Origin of the sequence: Acinetobacter sp. PK01 (assembly GCF_022819285.1) — a bacterium.
GTDB lineage: Bacteria > Pseudomonadota > Gammaproteobacteria > Pseudomonadales > Moraxellaceae > Acinetobacter > Acinetobacter tandoii.
The window spans coordinates 1,227,169-1,249,685 of the sequence record NZ_CP094643.1; the positions used below are offsets into that span (position 1 = coordinate 1,227,169).

Below are 22,517 nucleotides of genomic sequence, written 5' to 3' on the forward strand. Positions count from 1 at the left end.
TTATGAGTTATAAAAGATCGACATTGATGCAAGAGCGAATGGAACAAAATCGACAGTCGATTTTGCAATCTGCGCGAGAACTTATTGCTCAAGGGGGATTTAAAGATGCCCAAATTCAAGCGATTGCGGAACGTGCAGGCGTTTCTAGTGGCTTGGTTTACCGCTATTTTGATAATAAAAGTGAAGTCTTAATTGAAGTGTTGTCTGAAGCGATTCAGCATGAAATTCATATTCTGAATACGATTGCGAGCAGTGAAGGGTTAACAGCACAACAAAAATTACATAAGGCAGTCACGACCTTTGTTAAGCGGGCACTCAACAGTCCTCAACTGTCGTATTCACTCATGTTCGAACCTGTAGATCCAATTGTTGAGCATGAGCGTTTTCGCAGTAAACAGTTAATTAAACAAACGATTAACGAGATTCTTGCCGAAGGGAAAGTCAATGGTGAGTTCGGTTTTGAAGATTTAAATACGGTGGCGTTATGCATTGTCGGAAGTATGACTTTCGTCGTAATTGAGCCTTTAAATCCATCTCGTAATGTGATGTTTGATCAAAACTACAAAGATTACTTTGTGAAACAGGTTGCAGACTTTTGTGTACAAGCTGTGCAATTACAGGATCGTAATTAAATAGTCTTATATGCAAAGGAGGGAAATCCGTACAAAGTAATCTCTGTGATCAAAATAAAACAGTAAGAATCAGAATTACAAAGAATCAAGGAGAGTGATTCAAATGACACAGGTACGGTTAAGCTATGCGTATGGAACCAGCAGTCAACCTTTACTGGGCATGACCATTGGTGAAAAATTTGATCAGGCATGTCTGCAATATGCAGATCAAGATGCTGTGGTCAGTGTGCATCAGAATGTACGGTTAAGCTATAAAGAGCTACAAGCACAGGTGAATGCTTTTGCTTGTAGCTTACTCAAACTGGGGTTCAAAAAAGGCGATCGGCTTGCCATTTGGTCCCCCAATTGTGTGGAATGGACCATTACTCAATTCGCTGCATTTAAAGCAGGTATTATTCTCGTTAATCTAAACACCGCGTATAAAAGTAACGAGCTAGAATACGTACTGAATAAGGTCTCTTGTAAAGGTTTAGTCATTGCATCGCAATTTAAAACCACAAATTATCAAGAGCTTTTAACCAAAATTGCACCAGAGCTGCAAGAAGCTGAAGATAAAATCTTAAATGCGCTACGTTTACCTCATTTAAAACACGTGATTAAAATTGATGAAGCAGTGCATACAGGTCTGCATCGTTTTCAAGATCTTTTGGGGCAACCTACTGCAAAACAACTTGATCATTTAGAAGGGATTGCAAGTGAGTTGCAGTTTGATGAAACCATTAATATTCAGTTTACTTCGGGAACCACAGGTAACCCTAAAGGCACCATGCTCACACACAATAACATTTTAAATAATGGTTATTTTGTGGGTGAAGCGATTCATTTGACTCCACAAGATCGTGTGTGTATTTCAGTACCATTATTTCACTGTTTCGGCATGGTAATGGGGAATTTAGCCTGTATTACACATGGTTCAACCATGGTCTATCCATCGGCTGTATTTAACCCATTAGACACTTTAAAAGCCATTCAGCAAGAGAAATGTACAGCAGCTTATGGTGTGCCCACCATGTTTATTGCCACTTTAGAGCATGAACAATTCAACGACTTTGATTTGAGTAGTTTACGTACTGGCATTATGGCAGGTAGCCCGTGTCCGCGTGAAATTATGCAACGTGTCATGGAGCGAATGCACATGACGGAAATTACGATTTGTTATGGCATGACCGAAACTGCACCTGTCAGTGCACAAAGCTCGACCACTGATACCGTGGAACAGCGTGTGGGAACAGTAGGCCGCGTACATCCACATTTAGAAATCAAAATTGTGGATGAAGCAGGAAAAGTCGTACCACGTGGCAAACTCGGTGAACTCTGTGTTCGTGGTTATTCAGTGATGTTGGGTTATTGGGAAGATAGTGAAAAAACCCAAGAAGTGATTGATAACGCGCGCTGGATGCATACGGGTGATATTGCTGAAATGGATGATGACGGCTTTGTAAAAATTAAAGGTCGCATTAAAGATGTAGTGATTCGCGGTGGTGAAAATCTGTTCCCGAAAGAAATTGAAGATTTCTTATATACCCATCCAGATGTCAGTGATGTACAGGTGATTGGTCTGCCAGATGCACGTTATGGTGAAGAATTATGTGCCTGCATCATTTTGCATGAGCACCATGAAACGACAGAAGAAAGTATCCGACGTTACTGTGCTGAACATATTTCACATAATAAAGTACCACGTTATGTACGTTTCTTTACCGAGTTTCCAATGACCGCATCAGGTAAAGCACAAAAATTCCGACTTCAAGAATTTATGCGTAAAGAGCTGAATTTAATGGAAGATATTGCATAACGTGATCTTCTGACTTGGAATTTCCCTTTACTCTACTTCAGGGTAAAGGGAGAAAACGAAAAAGTCTGAATAATTCAAATGGAATAAGGAAATCATGATGGAACTTCGTCACGATTGGACTCGCGCAGAAATACAAAATCTATATCAGCAACCCTTTTTAGATTTGGTTTTTCAAGCACAACAAATCCATCGACAAAATTTTAATGCGAACCAGATTCAAGTCAGCACTTTATTATCAATAAAAACTGGCAAATGCCCTGAAGATTGCAAATACTGCTCTCAATCTGCTCGTTATGATTCAAAACTAGAAGCAGAAAAGCGCATTGCTGTAGAAAAGGTTATTAGCGAAGCTAAAGAAGCATTAGCGTCTGGTTCTTCTCGTTTCTGTATGGGTGCTGCATGGCGTAACCCGCATGAGCGTGATATGCCTTATGTACTTGAAATGGTTCGTGAAGTAAAAGCTTTAGGTTTGGAAACTTGCATGACTTTAGGCATGTTAAACCAGTCTCAAGCTGAACGCTTAAAAGATGCAGGTTTAGATTACTATAACCACAACCTTGATACTTCGCGTGAGTATTATTCAAATATCATCAGTACCCGTACTTTCGATGATCGTTTAAATACACTTGAATATGTACGTGGTGCAGGCATGAAAGTGTGTAGCGGCGGTATTGTGGGTTTGGGTGAAGATACTGCCGATCGTATTGGCTTATTACTTGAACTAGCAACATTACCTATTCAGCCAGAATCAGTGCCAATTAACATGTTGGTTCCAATTGAAGGTACGCCATTGGCAGATGTAGAAAAGCTCGATGTGACTGAATGGATTCGTACCATTGCCGTTGCACGTATCATTATGCCAAAAAGCTATATTCGTCTTTCCGCAGGTCGTGAATCTTTATCTGATTCAGATCAAGCATTGGCATTTATGGCTGGTGCAAATTCCATTTTCTCGGGTGAAAAACTGCTGACGACGCCGAATGTCGCACAGGGCAAAGATCAACAATTATTTCAAAAATTAGGTTTAACTGTTGAGAGGCCAAAACCATCAATTGCGGAACTGACTTTGGATGCAATGTCAGTGGCTTAAGCAAAATCTGAAAGCAGTACGCAATCATGAAAAAGCATTTAGCACATTCATATCATCTACATAACAATTAAATAGAGTGCAATATGGCAAAAGACTTTAATAACCAACAAGTGGTGGATGGATACGATGACCATATCCGCAAGCTTATTCCAGGCTATGAATTAACGCATCAGCAGGTCGATGCCATCTTAACTCATCATTATGCCGAACAAGAACATGTAGACATTTTGGTGGTGGGCTGTGGAACAGGATATGAAATTCAATATTTGGCGCAAAAGCATCCAACTTGGAACTTTACAGCGCTAGATCCATCGCATGTCATGTTATGTAAGGCAAAGCAGCATCTAGAAAAGCAAGGTGTTTTAAGCCGTATTCGCTTTATTCATGGCGATACAAAATCCATTGGCACAACGCATACTTTTGATGCGGTATTATCCATTCTAGTGGCACATTTTATTCCATTGGAATCAAAGCAAAACTTCTTTAAAGATATCTTTACTCAACTAAAACCCAATGGAATGTTACTGACTTATGACTTAATGAAAGAAACCGAAGCACATGAGATTTTTGTACTAAAGCAACTTTGTGAAAATAATGGCTTAACCACACTTCAAAGTGAAAAAATGGTTGAACGATTACAGCAAGATTTTTTCTTGGTGTCGCCAAGAATGGGGCAGCAACTCTTATCTAATGTTGGATTTAAAAAAGTTAAAACCTACAGTCAAATTCTAAATTATTACGGATTTTGTGCAGTGAAATAATGCCCATTGAAACAACGAGCTTAATTAAGGAATACACAAAAGAATAAGGATCTGAATATGCCTGCTTATTATCGTTTAATACAACGCGAACAACATGCAGATGGAAGTGTAACTGCGCATTATCAATCGAACTTGCATGCTCAAGGCGCTTGGAATCCGCATGAGCAACATATGGCACCTGCAACAGGTGTAATTTGTGCAGAATTGGAACAATTTTTACCTAGAGATGACATGCGAATAGGGCGCATTAGTCTTGATATTTTTGGTTTAATTGGATTTGGCGATTTTAGTATTAGCACACGTATGGTTCGAGGTGGAAAAACCATTGAGCTGATTGAAAGCGAAATGAAAGCCAATGGTAAAACCTGTATTGTGGCCCGTGCATGGAAAATGCTTACACAGGACACGCATAGTGTTGCGGGACTTGAAGATCAAAAAGTTCAACATCCAGAGCAATTGCCTGTTTGGGATGGCATGAAGTGCTGGCCAGGCGGTTATATTCAGAGTATTGAAACCCGTGCCGAAACGTCCCGCAGAGCAGGAAAAGGGCTCGTTTGGCTAACCAACCCATGTAATATGGTGGAAGGTAAAACCACATCAGATTTTGTCAAACTGATGGGCATGGTGGATACGGCAAATGGGGTTGTGCCGCGCCAAGACCCGCAAGCAGGTTGGGCATTTCCAAATTTAGATTTGCAAATTCATCTATATCGCATTCCTCAGGGACAATGGCTCGGTTTAGACGTCGAACAGCAATATGGTACAGATGGCATTGGTTTGACCAGTGCAGTCCTGCATGATGTACATGGCCCCTTTGGTCGCAGCGAACAAATCTTAACCTTACGAAAACTCTAATCTAAACCATAAAAGCTAAAGTTGAATGATACATTGCTGACTTAAGTTTTTAAGCTCAGCATGATTCACTTGAACATTGCTCCATTTCTCCATTTGCTGAATCAGCCATTCAAAATCTTCAACTTTAGGGGTGGCTGTATCTTCTATGAAATTTCTAATAATATTTTGAATTTTATAAAATTCTTGAACATGGATACGATCTGAACATTCAAATTGTAAAACTTCATATTCAGTTAATAATGCCCAAATCTGGCTAAAATTCTGCATGGTTTTGATTTCACGCTGGGCTTTTTGAATGGCTTGAGTAATTGCTTTTAAGGTATTCGGATGGGCTGTAGCCCATTCTTTGGTCACCGCTAATACTTTATCGGCAATTTCAGGAATGACATCTTGACTAGAAGCCACGATTTGACTCAGTCCTAAAACTTCACCTTGAGTATTCCAAGGCTCCCCAACACAGAAGCCATCAATCACCTGATTATTTAAGGCTTCTACCATATAAGGTGGCGGTAAAATTCTGAGTTTAATGCTTTGGGCTAATTCTGCATCTGCCAGTGCGAGCCATTCACGAATACAAAAATGATGAATGGAATTGGCAAATACATGTGCCAATTGAATATTTTGTCCGTGTTGAATCGCGGTCACAACTTTAGCCGCGACTTCCTTTGCGGTGTCGTTATGGGTAATGCCCAGCTCAAAACATAATTTCTGACTTAAACTGATATAAGCGCGATTTACACTTAAAACCAAAGGGGTTTGAAATGGAATGCCAATATGATCTGTACCGATTGAGGCTGCGGGTAAAATACCTGATAAACAGTGTGCTGCATCTAATAATCCAAAAGCCAAACGGTCTCGCAGACTAGCCCAAGAGGCTTCTTTAACCAGTGTGACATCTAATCCAAGTTCATCAAAATAACCACAATGTTTTGCCCAAAGTATAGAAATACAATCGAGCAATGGAATATAGCCAAGTTGAATATGTGTTTTTTCTAATGTAGACATAGCTTAATCCTTCAACTTGGTTTGTAGTAATTCTTGCGCATCGAGTAGGCGACGCGCCATTTCTCCCATGGTCATTCGATGGCTCATGGCATTTTTACGGAGTAATTGAAATGCTTGGTCTTCAGTGAGCTGATGCAGTTGCATCAAAAGAACTTTGGCTTTCTCGACATCTTTACGATCTGCCAGTTTATTCTGGGTTTCCTTTAAATCTGTCAGTAATTTCTTATGCTTTTTGAACTGTTCAATAGATATCTCTAAAATGCTATCTAATTTTGCAGGATCAATTCCATCGACAATATAAGCCGTAATTCCAGCATCAATGGCACTCTTAATCATGTCTTTTTGGCTATTTTGGGTAAATAGCACAGTGGGTAAATCAAACTGGCTCACACAACTTTCAATAATGTCACGATGTGGATGATCCATATCCAGCAAAATGACATCAGCCTGTAAGTGCTCTAATTTGAACATATTTAAATGATCGATGGTTAAGCAGGCCACCACGTCAAAATCGTGTTGAAGCAGTGAATCTTTTATATAGTTGGCACGATCTTGATCATCATCAATCAGGGCAATTTTAAGCTTTGGCATATTTGAGCTATCGCTATTGGGCTGCTAATCAGGGCAGAAATGATGTTTATTTTGTAGTATTAACAAGCAATAAACATGCCAATGTACCATTTTGGTGATTAAATATACAAAAAAATACAAATAAGCAAATCCTAAAATTTATCTGTGCACCATTACAAAGCAAAATGTGCAATTTAGTGGCAGAAGCTCAAATTCCGATGTTTTTCTAGTAATTATCCAATACTTGAGATTGAACATAATTTCAGCTTCAATATAAGAAAACATAGTTATTTATAAATTTATTTCAATAAAACAGTATCTTAAGTTAATGGTATTAATATTGGCATAGCAATTGCATTATCCCTTATGAGTCAAAGACGACTCTTAAAAATTTGCAAGACGGCCAACGATGTCCGTTCTGATCGACCTGTAAAGCAGATCACTCTGCCGAGTGGGAATTTATATACGTTCAGTTCAGGAAGGAGAGGGTTATGTCTTCAAATTTATATGAGAAAAAAGCCACAACAATAAGTCTTTTTAATTTTAAGACTTCAGCGATGCGGGCCTTCCACATGAGTTGGCTCGCCTTTTTTGTCTGTTTTTTTGCATGGTTTGCCTGTGCACCACTCATGCCTGTGATTGCAGGCGAATTCCATCTGACTAAAGATCAAATTGCGAACATTAATATTGCAGCCGTTGCAATTACGATTTTGGTTCGCTTGATTGTTGGTCCACTGTGTGACAAATACGGTCCACGCAAAACTTATACTGCATTACTTATTCTTGGCAGCATTCCTGTATTTGGTGTTGCATCGGCCAACAGTTATGAATCTTTTCTGTTCTTTAGATTGCTCATCGGTGCAATTGGCGCAAGTTTCGTCATCACTCAATACCATACCAGCATTATGTTTGCCCCGAATGTTGTCGGGACTGCAAATGCCACTACTGCGGGTTGGGGAAATGCAGGTGGTGGTGCCACTCAAGCCTTAATGCCACTTCTACTTTCAGCTTTAGTGATGTTCGGTGTAGAACAAGCTATGGGTTGGCGTATTGCCTTGCTTGTTCCTGGCATCATGATGCTGATTGTGGGCGGACTGTACTGGAAATACACACAAGATTGTCCGCAAGGCAACTTTAAAGAATTACGCGCTCAAGGCATTCAAGTTGGTAGCGAGAAAAAAGGTGGCTTAAACATCTTAATGCACGCAGCCCGTAACTATCGTGTCTGGATTCTATTTGGCTCTTATGCCGCATGCTTTGGTATCGAAATTTTTATTCATAACATTGTCGCCATGTACTACGTGGAAAACTTTGGCTTTGGACTAAAAGAAGCAGGTTTGGCTGCGGGTATTTTTGGACTCTTGGCACTGTTTGCTCGTGCTCTGGGTGGCATTATTTCGGACAAAGTTGCAACTAAAAAAGGCTTGGATGGTCGTACTAAAGTCTTGTTCTGCATGATTTTGATGGAAGGTCTGTTCCTAATAGTATTCTCACAAATGAATACTGCGATATTGGCCATTTTAACTATGACAGTATTTGCTTTGTTTACCCACATGGCTTGCGGCGCAACCTATGCATTGGTGCCATTTATTGATCGTGATGCCTTAGGAGGTGTTGCAGGCATTATCGGTGCGGGTGGCAATGTGGGTGCGGTTGCAGCAGGTTTCTTACTCAAAGGTGTCTTAGATATTCAAACTTGCCTCATGGTTCTGGGTGGACTGGTGGTGATAGCAGCAAGTTTTGTGCTCATGATTCGCTTTTCGGTCGAACACAAAGAGAAAGAACAACGTCTATTTGAACAAGCCGTGCTTGATCGTAACAACATGGCATAAGTAAAAAAATTTAAGGAGAAAGAATATGAAACTACTTATGATTGGTCACGGTATGGTCGGGCACAAGTTCATTGAGAGTGTACTTGAGCAGGCAGGTGACGAAGTAGAAATTACCATTTTGGCAGAAGAACCACGTTTAGCGTATGACCGTGTGCATTTAACCGAATACTTTTCTGGTAAAAGTGCCAAAGATTTATCACTTGCACGTGCAGACTTTGCCGATGCCTATGGCATCGACCTGCGTTTAAATACCAAAGCCACTGCAATTGATCCAGAAAATAAATTGGTAACCACCAATCATAGTGAAACATTAAGTTATGACAAATTAATTTTAGCAACAGGTTCCTATGCTTTTGTACCGCCAATTCCGGGTAATGAACGTCAAAACTGTTTTGTTTACCGTACCATCGAAGACTTAGATGCGATTAAAGCTGCAAGTTTAAATGCAAAAACAGGGGTGGTGATTGGCGGTGGCTTATTAGGACTTGAAGCAGCAAAAGCACTCCGTGACCTGAACTTAGAAACACATGTGGTGGAGTTTGCGCCACGCTTAATGGCGGTGCAAATTGATGATTTAGGCGGCAAAGTACTCCGTACTAAAATTGAAAACATCGGGGTCAAAGTTCATACCCAAAAAGCCACACAATGTATTGAAGATGGCTCATCCGCAGTTCATGTAATGAAATTTGGTGATGGTTCTGAACTTGAAACCGATATCGTCTTATTTTCAGCAGGTATTCGCCCACGCGATGAACTGGCACGCTCAAGCGGTTTAGCCATTGGTGAACGTGGCGGTATCGTCATTAATGATTATTGCCAAACCAGTCATGAAGATATTTATGCCATTGGTGAGTGTGCACTTTGGAACAATAAAATTTTTGGCTTAGTCGCACCAGGCTATGACATGGCACGTATTGCGGCCAAGCATGTGATGCAGCAAGAATGCAACATTTTCGCTGGCGCAGACATGAGCACCAAATTGAAGTTAATGGGTGTAGATGTCGCATCAGTTGGTGATGCACATGCCATGACTCCAAATTCATTGAGCTATTTCTATGCCGATGAAGATGCATTGGTGTATAAAAAAATCGTGGTCAATGCAGAAAAAACCAAACTTTTGGGTGCTGTATTGGTGGGTGATGCCAAAGAATATAGCGACTTGCTACAAATGATGTTAAATGGTCTGGCGTTACCTGAAGTTCCAGAAAGTCTCATCATGCCAGGGTTTACCGACTCAGGCGCTAAAGCAGGCGGCAGCGGTGTCGATTTACTGCCAGACAGTGCCACAATATGTTCATGTAATAACGTGTCGAAAGCCGATATTTGTCAAGCCATTAGTGACGGATCGACCTCTTTGGGTGCGTTAAAGAAATGTACCAAAGCTGCGACGGCTTGCGGGGGGTGTGCTCCTTTAGTAACTCAAGTTTTAAAGGCGGAGTTACAACGCCAAGGGGTTACAGTTAATAACCATATTTGTGAACACTTCCCATACTCCCGCCAAGAGCTCTATCACTTGGTTCGTGTGAATGAAATTAAAACCTTCGATGACCTGATTCACCAGCATGGGCATGGTTTAGGTTGTGATATTTGCAAACCAACGGCTGCAAACATTTTGGCCTCTTGCTGGAATGATTTCGTACTTGAACCAAGTCATGCAGGTTTACAAGACAGTAACGACTACTATTTAGGAAACATCCAAAAAGATGGTTCTTACTCGGTTGTACCACGTATGGCTGGCGGTGAAGTCACACCAGATGGCTTAATTGCTGTAGGTCAAATTGCAAAAAAATACAACCTGTACACCAAAATCACAGGCGGACAACGTGTTGATATGTTTGGCGCGCAAGTGCATCAACTGCCGTTGATTTGGGAAGAGTTGAATGCCGCAGGTTTTGAGTCTGGCCATGCATACGGCAAATCATTACGTACGGTTAAATCTTGTGTCGGCAGTACATGGTGCCGTTATGGTGTGGATGATTCAGTCGGTTTAGCCATTTTCCTTGAAAACCGCTACAAAGGTTTACGCTCCCCACATAAATTAAAAATGGCAGTTTCTGGCTGTACCCGTGAGTGTGCAGAAGCGCAAGGTAAAGATGTCGGTGTGATTGCCACTGAAAAAGGTTGGAATCTCTATGTCTGTGGTAATGGTGGCATGAAACCACGCCATGCAGAACTGATCGCATCTGACTTGGATACCGAAACCCTAATTCGTTATATCGACCGTTTCTTTATGTTCTACATTCAAACCGCAGATCGTTTACAACGTACCAGCGTATGGCGCGACAACATGGAAGGTGGTTTGGATTATCTCAAATCCGTGATTATTGAGGATTCACTGGGTTTAGCCACAGAACTTGAACGCCGTATGCAGCACATTGTTGGGACTTATCAAGATGAATGGCGTACTGCGGTTGAAAATCCTGAAATTCGTAAACGTTTCCAAACCTATATCAATGCCAATGCTGAACAGCAAGCTGATCCGCATATTCAATTTACTCAAGAACGCGGACAAATTCGCCCATTAAACAGCGCAGAACGCGCTGAAGACCGTATTCCAATGGTTGAAGCATAATAAGGAGAACGTAAATGACTATTTTAAATGATAAAAATATGCTTCCAGATCAAAACTGGGTTGAGGTCTGTGATTTAAATGACATCACCCCGAATACGGGCGTAGGGGCTTTGGTTGAAGGGCAAGCGATTGCGTTGTTCCGTGTCGGTACAGAAAAACGCGTTTATGCACTGAGCAATAAAGACCCATTTAGCCAAGCCAATGTCATGAGCCGCGGTATTATTGGCGACTTACAAGGTGAACGTGTCATTGCATCGCCCATTTATAAGCAGCATTTTAGTTTAGCGACTGGTCGTTGCTTAGAAAATAAAGATCAAAAACTACTGGTGTTCCCAACCAAAATTCAGGATGGTCGTGTTTGGGTGAGTCCAACAGCGCAAAAAACCTATATCACCAATAATGGACCTTCTTCAGAAAAAATGAAGTTGGTTTTGGTTGGAAATGGTTTGGCAGGTATGCGCTGTCTTGAAGATTTGTTGGATATGGCACCCGATCGTTATGAAATTACCGTGATTGGTGAGGAACCTTGGGGAAACTATAACCGCATTATGCTGTCGCCAGTGTTATCAGGTGAAAAAACGGTTGAAGACATTATGTTGCACCCACATGCGTGGTATCACGACAAAGGTATGCGTTTTATTGCAGATGATCCTGCCGTGAAAATAGATCGACCACGTAAACAAGTACATACGCAAAAAGGCATTGTGGTGGATTATGACCGACTCATTTTAGCCACAGGGTCTAAGCCTTTTGTGCCGCCAGTAAAAGGTGCAGACCTAAAAGGTGTCGTGAGTTTCCGTGATATTTATGATGTCAATATCATGTTGGAATATTGTGAAAACAAACGTAATGCTGTGGTGATTGGTGGTGGGTTACTCGGTTTAGAAGCTGCTTATGGCTTAAAACGCCGTGGTATGAATGTCACCGTTTTACATTTAATGAATCGGATTATGGAACGTCAACTGGATGATCGTGCCAGTCAAATGCTTCGTCATAGTATTGAGCAAAAAGGGATTCGAATTATTACTGAAGCCAATACTGAAGAGCTAGTGGGTACAGATGGTCAAGTCCGCCAAGTACGTTTAAAAGATGGCAGCGTGTTAGATGCAGATTTGGTGGTCTTTGCTGTCGGCATTAGACCAAATATCAGTTTGGCACAAAGCGCAGGACTCAGAACCAACCGTGGCGTCATGGTCAATGACACCATGCAAACTTTTGACCCGAGTATTTATGCAGTGGGTGAATGTATTGAACATCGCAGTCAGACCTTTGGTTTAGTCGAGCCTTTATGGGGACAGGCTTTTATTTGCGCGAGTCACTTGGCAGAGCATGGCAGTCTGACCTTTAAAGCTCCAACGGTTCCGACCCAATTAAAAGTCAGTGGTGTCGATGTGTTTTCGGCAGGGAATTTTGAGCCTAAAGATGATTTTGAAGACATTATTTTAAATGATGAAAAACGTCAAATTTATAAACGCATCATCATTCAACAAGACAAAGTTATTGGAGCCGTCTTGTTCGGAGATACAGAAGATGGTGCTTGGTATGCCGAACTGATTGCAGATCAAACCCCAATTTCCAATATTCGCAATAAGCTGCTTTTTGGTCGGGATTTTGCATTAAAAAAAGTAGGTTAATTCAGATCACGCATCATTTTTTGCTGCCATGGTTTTAAAAGTAAGAATAGGGAGCACCGTATGACCAGTATTCCATTTGTGGAACTCCAAAACTCAACAGCTCCAGTTACAGCGAGCACAAAAACCACCTGTCCGTACTGTGGTGTGGGTTGTGGTGTAATCGCACATGTTAAACATACGGCGCAAGGTCAAGTTGTGAGTGTAGAGGGGGATGCATCACATCCCTCTAACTATGGAAAATTGTGTATTAAAGGCAGTAATTTGGCGGATACCCTTGGCTTAGAAACACGTTTATTGCAGCCAATGCTCGGAAGAAATACACAGCAAAAGATGACAACTTGGGATACTGCACTCGATCAAATTGCGCAGCAATTCCAAAGCTGTATAGAGCAATATGGGGCTGAAAGCATCGCATTTTATGTATCGGGGCAATTACTGACCGAAGATTACTATGTGGTGAATAAATTCGTAAAAGGCTACTTAGGTACAGCCAATATTGATACCAATTCTCGCCTCTGTATGTCGTCTGCTGTGGCCGCACATAAACGGGCTTTTGGTGAAGACATTGTTCCTGCTAGTTACCAAGATTTCGAACAAACCGATATGGTGGTTTTGGTAGGTTCAAATACGGCATGGTGTCATCCCGTATTGTATCAACGGATTATGCAAGCCAAAGCCGAACGCGATATTTTTGTAGTTGTGATTGATCCACGTTTTACCAGTACTTGTGAACAAGCCGATTTACATTTGCCAATTTTACCAGGGCAAGATATTGCACTATTTAATGGACTCCTGCAGTATTTGCATCAAAATGGATGTGCAGATCAAGCCTTTATTGATGCAAATACGCAAGGTATTGAAGCTGCTTTGCTCAGTAGCCAAGCAGAACAAAATCCAGAAGATGTCGCAAAACAAACGGGAATTACACTAGAGAAATTACAACAATTTTATGCCAAATTTACACAGACTGAACGAGTAATGACCCTATTTTCAATGGGGGTCAATCAGTCTTCACAAGGTGTGAATAAAGCCAATGCAATTACCAATTGCCATTTATACAGTGGAAAAATTGGCAAGATTGGTGCGGCACCATTTTCAATGACAGGTCAGCCAAATGCGATGGGTGGACGTGAAGTAGGTGGTTTAGCCAATATGTTGGCAGCTCATTTAGATATTGATAACCCTCAACATCAGCAATTGGTACAAAACTTTTGGCAAAGTCCTGTCATTGCTAAATCTGCTGGATTAAAAGCTGTTGATTTATTTGAAGCCGTTGAAAGTGGCAAAATTAAAGCACTTTGGATTATGGCCACCAATCCTGTGGTGAGTTTACCCAATGCAGATCAGGTCAAACGTGCCTTAGAAAAATGTCCTTTTGTGGTGGTTTCAGATATTTGCCAGAACACCGACACGACAGCATTTGCCGATGTTTTACTGCCTGCTTTAGGTTGGGGGGAAAAAGATGGCACGGTGACTAATTCTGAGCGACGTATTTCCAGACAACGGGCATTTTTAGATGCACCGGGAACGGCCAAAGCAGACTGGTGGACAGTTTCGCAAGTGGCAAAAAGAATGGGATTTTCTGGTTTTAATTTTGAAAATGTCAGCGAAATATTTAACGAGCATGCACAACTTTCAGCCAGTGAAAATGTCCCCTTAGCACAACGTGATGAATCAAAGAGCTTTCGTTATTTTAATTTACAAGGTTTAACAGGCTTAACCTTACAAGAATACGATGATCTCAACCCCATTCAGTGGCCAGTATGGGATAAACAGCAAGCCATTGAAACGGTACGACATATCTATGCCAATGGGCAATTTAGCCATCCTGATGGTAAAGCCAAATTTATTGCTGTTGAAAACATTGCTCCTGTAAATGCCTGTACCAGTGAATATCCTCTAGCTTTGAACACTGGTCGTATTCGTGATCAGTGGCATACCATGAGTCGAACAGGATTATCGGCTAACTTAAGTACACATCGCGCAGAACCATTTTGTGAGATTCATGCGCAGGATGCTTTGAAATATGGTTTGAAAGAAGGGGACTTGGTCGAAGTTTCATCGACTTGGGGACGCTGTGTTTTAAAAACTGCTATTTCTCAAGGCATCCGTCGTGGGCAAGTTTTTGCCCCCATCCATTGGAACGATCAAGTCGCTTCAGATGCCCGCATTGGTCGAGTGGTCAATCCTGTGGTGGATGCTATTTCAGGTGAGCCAGAATTTAAGCACACACCCGTGATGCTGCAACCATTTTATACTCAATGGCAGGGCGTATTTTATGCTCGCAATGAGTACGCCGCTATGGTCAAGGCTTCTATAGAAACCTGTGTGTGGTGGACCAAAGTGACCACTGCCAAAGCTGTTCGTTATGAACTGGCAGATCGCCGTAAATACGATGATATTACCAAACATTTAAAAGAACTTTTACCGTTTCAAGATGAAAGTTTTGAATGGTTAAATGTTGACGATCATTCGGCACAAATCAGTCATAGCATCGTCTTAAAAGATGGCATTTTGATTGCCAGTTTATATATTGCCCCACGTGGTTTACTGCCAGACCGAGACTGGGTTGCAGGATTATTTAAGCGTGAGCGATTAAGTGCCATGCACCGTAAAGCGTTATTGGCGGGTCAACCTATTTCGATGAACAACAATGAAGGCCCATTGGTGTGTAGTTGCTTTAAAGTGGGTAAAAATCGAATTATTGAAACTATTAAAGAGAAAAACATCAGCAATGAAAAGCAAGTTACAGCTTGCTTAAAGGCAGGAGGCAATTGTGGTTCTTGCTTACCTGAAATTCGCGGCTTAATTAAAGCCTGTCAAACGGAGGATGTGGAATGATTAAAGCTTATCCTGCCACTGATCTTGTCATTCTTGCAGGAGGACAAGCACGACGTATGAACGGAATGAATAAACTTTTACAAACTTTTGATGATCAAATCCAGCTTTTAAAAATTCATCAAACCCTAAAACAGAAGGTGAATTCTATTTGGGTGAATAGCCATCGAGACTATTCACTTTACCGCGCCTTAGTGCCAAGTATTGCCTATTATCAAGATGAGGAATCTGGGTTTTTAGGTCCACTGATGGGCATGAAAAGCGCGTGGACAAATGTCCCATCGGACTATGTTCTATTTATTCCTTGTGATGTCACCTACATTCCATCTCGTGTGCTTGAGAAACTTCATGCTGTACTGGTAAAAAACACACAGGCTGAAGTGGCTTATGTCGAATTAAATGGACGTGCACTGTATCCCTTCTGTTTGTTAAAACGTAGCGCGTTGGAAAAATTAAATCGAGACATTGAACTAAAACAGTTCAGTTTAAAAAAGTGTTTTGCTGAAATGCACCCTCAAGTTGCACGGTTTAGTCATAAAAATCTATTTTTTCACAGTATTAACTCACTCGATGAACTACAACAGTACCAACAATTAAAATTTCTTAATTAAATCCAGAGATAGCACAAAGTTGGAACACTTATTGCTGAGTCATTTATAGCTATGAGCACAATGAAAGTGCAATCAGTTAATAAGCACAATCCTTGTGCAATGGGTCATTTCCACATGGAATAACATGCATGACAGTATCTATGGTAGAAACCCGTGCTGCATTTATAGATCAATTTGGTCGCAGCAAGCGTAAACTCAGAATTTCAGTGACCGATCGCTGTAATTTTAAGTGCGTCTATTGCATGCCTGAACATCCTGAGTGGATGAAGAAACATCAGATTTTAAGCTTTGAGGCATTGTTTCAGTTTTGCCAGTTTATGGTGCAAAACGGGATTGAGCATATCCGCATTACGGGTGGGGAACCTTTAATGCGTCAAGGGGTTGTGCATTTTGTTGCGGAACTGCAAAAGCTGAAAAAAATCGGACTGAAACAAATTTCGATGACCAGCAATGGTCACTACTTAAAAAAATATGCGCAAGATTTAAAACGTGCAGGGCTAGACAGTATAAATGTCAGTTTAGATAGTTTAGATGCAACACAGTTCTTTCAGCTTACCCAAAAACAACTTCAAACTGTATTGGAAGGCATTCAGGCTGCTTTAGATGTCGGTTTACCTATTAAAATCAATAGCGTACTGATACAAGGGAAAAATGAAGACCAAATTATTCCCTTGGTGCAATGGGCAAAAGACCTCGCTATTCCACTACGGTTTATTGAATTTATGCCTTTGGATGGGGATGGACATTGGAACGCTGAACATGTGGTCAGTGAACAGCAGATACTGGATACGCTTGCATCGAAATTTAATGTTCAAGCCATCCAAGAGCAGTCCAGAAGTCCAGCAAGACAGTATTGGGTCGATGGGCATCAAATCGGCATTATCTCCACCATTACCCATGCTTTTTGTGGTGAATGTGATCGTCTAAGGTTGACCGCACAAGGTGAGTTTTATAACTGCCTATTTGCCACACAAGGACTAGCGCTTAAAACTGAAATTGAGCAACTTCAGACGAAACAAAATGCAAATCTGTTACAGCAGAAACTTGAATCTTATATCTGGAACAAAAAAGCGGGGTTTCATGCCATTCAGGCACAGCAAACCTATAGAAAAATTAGTATGCATATGATCGGAGGTTAATATGTTGCAATCAAATTCAACCATCCAAATTAAAATTGAAGCTTATGGTGCAGTTGAAAAATTATTGCCTGCAAACCTTGTGATTTACAGCCCGCCCAATAGTGATATCGGGGCAGCCTTAAGCCAAGTCATGTCACTTTATCCTGAAGCTAAAACCTTGATTGAGCGCTGTGCCTGTGCAATCGGTGAAGACATTATCCCGCGTCATTTCATCATTAAAAATCAAATGACCCTCATATTGTTATCGCCAGTAGCAGGAGGTTAAGTCTGATGAGCCTGAAGAATTTCCCACGAGTTCAAACCACCGCATTAACGCAAAGTGATTTTGATGGTATTCAACATTTTCCTGAATGTGGTGGCATTGGCATCTTTGTCGGGACGGTACGTAATCACCATGAAGGTAAAGCGGTCAAAGCGTTGAAATATACTGCTTATGCTCCTGTTGCTGAAAAAATGATTCGCGCCATTGAGCAAGAAATTCAAGCCAAATATCAAGTGTCCTATGTTCGGGTGGTTCATCGCATTGGTGCTTTAGATATTGGCGATACTGCAATTATTGCCATGGCTTATGCCGCACATCGTCGAGAAGCCTTCCAAGCCTGTGAAGAAGCCGTAGAACGGGTTAAGCATGAAGTGCCTGTCTGGAAAGAAGAGTTTTATACAGATGGTTCGAGCCAATATGTAGAAGGTTGCTGTATCCGTAAAGATCAGGATTATGTTGCCATTACAACGCCTGTTCAGTCACATGCTCATCATGAATCATGTTCACACCATCACACAGCAACGGCAGCCATTTAATATTTAGCAATAGGAAAGCACCATGAAAAATGTAGGCATGAAAGCCGAAAGCTATAGAACCGCAGTAGCAACGGGTATTTTGTATGCGCCTGCACATTGTATTGAGCTACTCCGCAATGGCAATACCGATAAGGGTGATGCACTAAAAACTGCCCGTATCGCAGGAATCCTTGCAGCAAAGCGTACCGATGAGCTGATTCCCTTGTGTCATCCTTTACCTATTTATCGTGCAGATGTGGAATATGAACTATTTGAGCAGCATGTCTTAATTACCGCAACGGTTGAAACCATTGGCCCAACAGGGGTAGAAATGGAGGCTTTAACCGCGGTCAGTCTAGCGGGATTAACCCTCTATGACATGCTCAAACCACATTGCGAACCAGAAGATTTATGCCTAGACCAATGTAAACTAGCGAAGAAAAAAGGGGGCAAGTCTCATTATACTCGCGCACTAAAAGATGCCATTCCAGCTTCAATTATTGTCCTTTCTGATACGGTTGCCGCAGGCAAAAAGCCAGATACCGCAGGCTTAAATGTGCTGGAGATCCTTCAAGAAGCCAATTTTAAAGAGATTGCTTATCAGGTGATTCCAGACAGTCCTGAACAGTTGCTGGCATTAATCGAACAGCAAAAAAATGAGTATCCTCTTATTCTAACTGTGGGTGGAACGGGGCTTGGTCCGAAAGATCTTACAGTAGAAACCTTACAGCCCTTAATGAAACGAGAAATTCCGGGGTTGATGGAAGCCTCGCGTAGTTTTGGTCAGAAACGCACACCTTATGCAGCGCTTAGCCGTGGTGTTGCAGGTTATATCGATCAGAGTCTAGTGATCACTTTACCCGGAAGCCGTCAGGGTTCGAAAGAATCCCTCATTGCGATTCAACCTGCATTAATTCATCTATTTGATGTCCAAAAAAATATTCCCCATGCCGGAGGGTATCAATAATGTCAGGTTGTGGTGCTGAAAAAGGGTTGATTGGTGTAGATCAAGCCCTTGCGACTATTGTAGATCGAGTTCATGCATTAGCCAGTGAAAGTATTCCATTGCAACAGGCATTAAATCGATACTTAGCAGCAGATATTCACTCTGAAATTGATTTGCCCTTGTTTAGTCAAAGTGCGGTCGATGGTTATGCCCTATGCAGCAATCAGCCAATCCTAGAGAATTCCAAGTTTGAATTGATTGGTGAAATTCGAGCAGGGCAAGATCAAAACTTGCAACTTGAAAATGGACAGGCACTACGTATTTTCACAGGTGCAAAAATCCCTGAAGGTACAACAACCGTTGCACGGCAAGAAATTGTCACAGCATTGAGCCCTGATCAAATTCAAATCAATGTCGCCTTAGAAATACATGCCGATATTCGTGATGTAGGAGAAGAATTGAGTCGTGGACAACTACTGGCAAACCAAGGACAGCATTTAAGTGTTGGGGCAATTGCTGCATTGGCGATGGCCGGAGTTCAACAGGTTGAGGTCTATCAATTTCCCAAAGTTGCTGTGGTCATTACTGGAGATGAAGTCGCAAAAACACTAGATGATTTTACTTCAGGTAAAATTTTTGATGCCAATGCCCCATTAATCCAAGCATGGTTTGAACAACAGCAGCAAAATGTCAACATTTACCATGTCGAAGATACCGAACTGACGCTACAACAGTTGATTCAACAACTCAAACAAGAGTGTGATGTCATTTTGACCACGGGTGGGGTTTCAGTCGGAGACTACGACTTTGTGCGACCTGTGGCATTAGCGGAAGGCTTTCAGCAAATCTTTTGGAAAGTGAAACAGAAACCCGGTAAACCGATGCTCTTTGCAGAATATCAACGTGCATCTGGCGATACCTGTTATTTATTAGGACTACCGGGGAATCCCGCTGCGGTATTTGTCGGCATGCAAATTTATACTGCAACCTTATTAAATGCATTACAAGGTCAGACTCAATTACCTAACTGGTTTAGCGCAACCTTAAAGCAATCCATCAAAAGTGATTCGAGAGAACGCTTTCTGAGAATGTTTGCTCATTTTGAGCAAGGGCAATTATGGGTCGAAAATTTATCAAAACAGCAATCACATATGCTGAGTAATTTGATGCACGCAAATTGTTTGGTTCGAATACCTGAAAATCAGGTTTTAAGTGCAGGATCAACGGTACAAGGGCTTTTTCTGTAATCAAACCACTATCGTTAAATTAAGAGGTTGGAATTGTATGAAAATTAAACCTGCTTTAGTGCTTGTTACAACCTGCTGTTTGAGCATTTTAAGTCATGCCAATACCATCAAAATCTATGCCGCAGCCAGTTTATCCAATGCTTTAACTGATATTTACAAACAGTATCAGGCACAATATCCAAAAACTAAGATTGTGCCTGTGTTTGGCGCATCTTCCTCCTTAGCCAAACAAATAGAAGCAGGAGCAAGTAGCGATATCTATTTCTCTGCGGATTTAGATTGGATGAATTATCTGGTACAAAAACAGAAAATTAGCGGTAAGCAAGTTCATCCTTTTTTATTGAATCAATTGGTCGCCATTAGCTCACGTCAATTAAATATTCAGTTTCAAGCCAAACCACAATTTAACTTTGCAGGAGCTTTTCAGGGATACCTGTGTACAGGGCAAATGGAATCTGTCCCTGCGGGGAAATATGCCAAGCAAAGTTTAATTAAACTGAATTGGTTCAATGCTTTAAAAGGTCGAATTGTAGGAACAGACGACGTGCGCGCTGCTTTGGCATTTGTTGAACGCGGGGAATGTGCTGTTGGAATTGTCTACAAAACCGATGCACTCATTAGCCAGAAAGTTAAAATTATTGGGACTTTCCCAGCCAATTCACACCATCCGATTATTTATCCCATTGCGCTTACTCAGCAAGGTGTAGCAAATCAGGATGCCAAACTATTTGAACAATATGTGCGGACGAATAGCAAAGCAAAGCAAATTTTTCAACGTTATGGTTTTGTTTTAAAACAATAGGACTGAATCCATGTTAAGCCCAGAGGAACTCAGTGCATTATATTTATCAGCCAAAGTCGCGATATTTGCAACCTTGCTGAGTTTACCCTTTGCTATTGCGTTGGCTTGGGTTTTAGCACGTTATGAGTTTCGGCTTAAATTTGTATTAGAAGCCATCTTACAAATGCCGATGGTATTACCTCCCGTAGTTTTGGGCTATTTACTTTTGGTTCTATTGGGGCAACAAGGCTGGATTGGGCGCTACTTAAATGAACTCGGTATTCAGGTGGTTTTTAACTGGAAAGGCGCCGTACTTGCTTCAATGATCGTGGCTTTTCCCTTGATGGTTCAGCCCATTCGTCTGTCTTTTCAATTGATTAATCAACAATTAGAACAAGTAGCGGCAACTTTAGGTGCCAGCCCGATACGGGTGTTTTGTAGTATTAGTTTACCTTTAGCAATTCCCGGCATCATTATTGGGAGCATCTTGTGTTTTAGCCGTAGTCTGGGTGAGTTTGGTGCAACCATTACTTTTGTTGGCAATATTCCAGATGAAACACGCACGATACCGATTGCAATTTATTCATTTCTACAACAACCCAATGGCGAAGAAATGGCAATGCGCTTAGTTGCACTTTCTATGCTGTTGGCCTTTAGTGCATTAATTGCCAATTATATGATTTTGCAGAAATATCAAAAGCAATTAGGAGTTTAACGTCATGTTGATCTGTAAATTCCATTATCAACGAGCTGATTTTAATTTAAATATTCAACTTGAAATGCAGCACCCAATTTTAGGCATTGTCGGTTCATCGGGAAGTGGTAAAACCACCTTGCTCAAGAACATAGCAGGATTACTCAATCCGCTATCGGGTGATATTCAATTGGGTTCTCAAACTTTATTTGCTTCATCTCGGAAGATCAACTTAGCACCCCATCAACGACAAGTTGCTTTAGTCTTTCAACAAGCGTTGTTATTCCCACATTTAAATGTTCAACAAAACCTAAAATATGCAGAAAAACTTCAAGATCCTCAAGATATTAAATTTCACTCTGCACAAATTGTAAAATTATTAGAATTAGAACATCTGATTCAACGCAAAGCCCATCAACTATCAGGGGGTGAAGCCCAGCGTGTTTGTATTGGACGTGCATTGTTGTCGTCACCCAATTTATTACTTTTAGATGAACCACTTACAGGTTTAGATCGTCAACTCAAACAACAAATATTACCTTTTTTTAAACGCATTAAAGATGAACTAAATTTACCGATGATTTATGTCACGCATCATATGGATGAATTAAAAAGCTTAGAGGCGGAGATTCTCACCATGCGTGAGGGGAAGTTATTAATTTAAATAATTAAGAAAATACATACAATCACAGAAAAAGATAGAATTTGATATTGGCGTAAATATGAAAAAAAGCGATG

The 22,517-nt window shown here is 41.1% G+C and carries 20 protein-coding genes; 18 read left to right on the forward strand and 2 right to left on the reverse strand.

All coding sequences use genetic code 11. The features are described from left to right. Nucleotides 1–2: 2 nt before the first annotated feature. From MP622_RS05880 to MP622_RS05900, 5 genes are all read left to right on the forward strand, one after another. Entirely contained in the window at nucleotides 3–632 is a 630-nt protein-coding gene (locus MP622_RS05880; RefSeq protein WP_016168030.1) for a TetR/AcrR family transcriptional regulator, read from the forward strand. Between the two features lie 103 nt (nucleotides 633–735). Beyond that, nucleotides 736–2,427, forward strand: a complete 1,692-nt coding sequence (locus MP622_RS05885) for an AMP-binding protein (protein WP_243792967.1) — start codon at nucleotides 736–738, stop codon at nucleotides 2,425–2,427. A gap of 97 nt (nucleotides 2,428–2,524) precedes the next feature. Continuing rightward, entirely contained in the window at nucleotides 2,525–3,517 is a 993-nt protein-coding gene (bioB, locus tag MP622_RS05890) for a biotin synthase BioB (RefSeq protein WP_243792969.1), read from the forward strand. Between the two features lie 83 nt (nucleotides 3,518–3,600). Next, entirely contained in the window at nucleotides 3,601–4,278 is a 678-nt protein-coding gene (locus MP622_RS05895; protein WP_243792970.1) for a class I SAM-dependent methyltransferase, read from the forward strand. Between the two features lie 57 nt (nucleotides 4,279–4,335). After that, nucleotides 4,336–5,133 (forward strand): thioesterase family protein, encoded by a 798-nt coding sequence (locus MP622_RS05900; protein WP_243792971.1) that lies wholly within the window; start codon nucleotides 4,336–4,338, stop codon nucleotides 5,131–5,133. Nucleotides 5,134–5,148: 15 nt separating this feature from the next. Here MP622_RS05900 and MP622_RS05905 read toward each other — a convergent pair whose 3' ends face one another. Both MP622_RS05905 and MP622_RS05910 read right to left on the reverse strand, forming a co-directional pair. Then, nucleotides 5,149–6,138, reverse strand: coding sequence for an ABC transporter substrate-binding protein (locus tag MP622_RS05905; protein WP_243792975.1), 990 nt, complete (start codon nucleotides 6,136–6,138; stop codon nucleotides 5,149–5,151). A gap of 3 nt (nucleotides 6,139–6,141) precedes the next feature. After that, the gene (locus MP622_RS05910; RefSeq protein ID WP_016168024.1) at nucleotides 6,142–6,729 is read right to left on the reverse strand and encodes an ANTAR domain-containing protein; all 588 of its coding nucleotides are present in this window, start codon (nucleotides 6,727–6,729) and stop codon (nucleotides 6,142–6,144) included. Nucleotides 6,730–7,199: 470 nt separating this feature from the next. Here MP622_RS05910 and MP622_RS05915 point away from each other — a divergent pair, with 470 nt between their 5' ends. From MP622_RS05915 to MP622_RS05975, 13 genes are all read left to right on the forward strand, one after another. Beyond that, nucleotides 7,200–8,540, forward strand: coding sequence for an MFS transporter (locus MP622_RS05915; protein ID WP_243792977.1), 1,341 nt, complete (start codon nucleotides 7,200–7,202; stop codon nucleotides 8,538–8,540). Nucleotides 8,541–8,565: 25 nt separating this feature from the next. After that, nucleotides 8,566–11,112, forward strand: a complete 2,547-nt coding sequence (gene nirB / locus MP622_RS05920) for a nitrite reductase large subunit NirB (protein WP_243792979.1) — start codon at nucleotides 8,566–8,568, stop codon at nucleotides 11,110–11,112. Nucleotides 11,113–11,126: 14 nt separating this feature from the next. Continuing rightward, nucleotides 11,127–12,746 carry a nitrite reductase small subunit NirD gene (gene nirD / locus MP622_RS05925; protein ID WP_243792980.1) on the forward strand — a complete coding sequence of 540 codons (1,620 nt, stop codon included), beginning with the start codon at nucleotides 11,127–11,129 and terminating at the stop codon, nucleotides 12,744–12,746. Between the two features lie 60 nt (nucleotides 12,747–12,806). Then, nucleotides 12,807–15,587 carry a nitrate reductase gene (locus tag MP622_RS05930; protein WP_243792981.1) on the forward strand — a complete coding sequence of 927 codons (2,781 nt, stop codon included), beginning with the start codon at nucleotides 12,807–12,809 and terminating at the stop codon, nucleotides 15,585–15,587. After that, the gene (locus MP622_RS05935) at nucleotides 15,584–16,195 is read left to right on the forward strand and encodes an NTP transferase domain-containing protein (RefSeq protein WP_243792982.1); all 612 of its coding nucleotides are present in this window, start codon (nucleotides 15,584–15,586) and stop codon (nucleotides 16,193–16,195) included. The genes MP622_RS05930 and MP622_RS05935 overlap by 4 nt, the downstream gene beginning before the upstream one ends. Nucleotides 16,196–16,323: 128 nt before the next feature. Then, nucleotides 16,324–17,334: a GTP 3',8-cyclase MoaA gene (moaA, locus tag MP622_RS05940; protein ID WP_243792983.1), complete on the forward strand. Its 1,011-nt coding sequence runs from the start codon at nucleotides 16,324–16,326 to the stop codon at nucleotides 17,332–17,334. Between the two features lies 1 nt (nucleotide 17,335). Then, nucleotides 17,336–17,599 (forward strand): MoaD/ThiS family protein, encoded by a 264-nt coding sequence (locus MP622_RS05945; protein WP_243792984.1) that lies wholly within the window; start codon nucleotides 17,336–17,338, stop codon nucleotides 17,597–17,599. 5 nt (nucleotides 17,600–17,604) lie between these two features. Continuing rightward, nucleotides 17,605–18,132 carry a molybdenum cofactor biosynthesis protein MoaE gene (locus MP622_RS05950; protein ID WP_243792986.1) on the forward strand — a complete coding sequence of 176 codons (528 nt, stop codon included), beginning with the start codon at nucleotides 17,605–17,607 and terminating at the stop codon, nucleotides 18,130–18,132. Between the two features lie 22 nt (nucleotides 18,133–18,154). Next, nucleotides 18,155–19,078, forward strand: coding sequence for a bifunctional molybdenum cofactor biosynthesis protein MoaC/MoaB (moaCB, locus tag MP622_RS05955; RefSeq protein ID WP_243792988.1), 924 nt, complete (start codon nucleotides 18,155–18,157; stop codon nucleotides 19,076–19,078). Beyond that, a complete protein-coding gene (locus MP622_RS05960; RefSeq protein WP_243792990.1) occupies nucleotides 19,078–20,304 on the forward strand; it encodes a molybdopterin molybdotransferase MoeA in 1,227 nt (408 codons plus the stop codon). Before moaCB ends, MP622_RS05960 begins: the two co-directional genes overlap by 1 nt. A 37-nt stretch (nucleotides 20,305–20,341) precedes the next feature. Beyond that, nucleotides 20,342–21,106, forward strand: a complete 765-nt coding sequence (gene modA, locus MP622_RS05965; protein ID WP_243792992.1) for a molybdate ABC transporter substrate-binding protein — start codon at nucleotides 20,342–20,344, stop codon at nucleotides 21,104–21,106. A 10-nt stretch (nucleotides 21,107–21,116) separates the two neighbouring features. Further along, nucleotides 21,117–21,800, forward strand: coding sequence for a molybdate ABC transporter permease subunit (modB, locus tag MP622_RS05970; RefSeq protein WP_243792994.1), 684 nt, complete (start codon nucleotides 21,117–21,119; stop codon nucleotides 21,798–21,800). A gap of 4 nt (nucleotides 21,801–21,804) precedes the next feature. Then, complete coding sequence (locus MP622_RS05975) at nucleotides 21,805–22,443, forward strand: ATP-binding cassette domain-containing protein (RefSeq protein WP_243792995.1); 639 nt, start codon at nucleotides 21,805–21,807, stop codon at nucleotides 22,441–22,443. Nucleotides 22,444–22,517 lie beyond the last annotated feature (74 nt).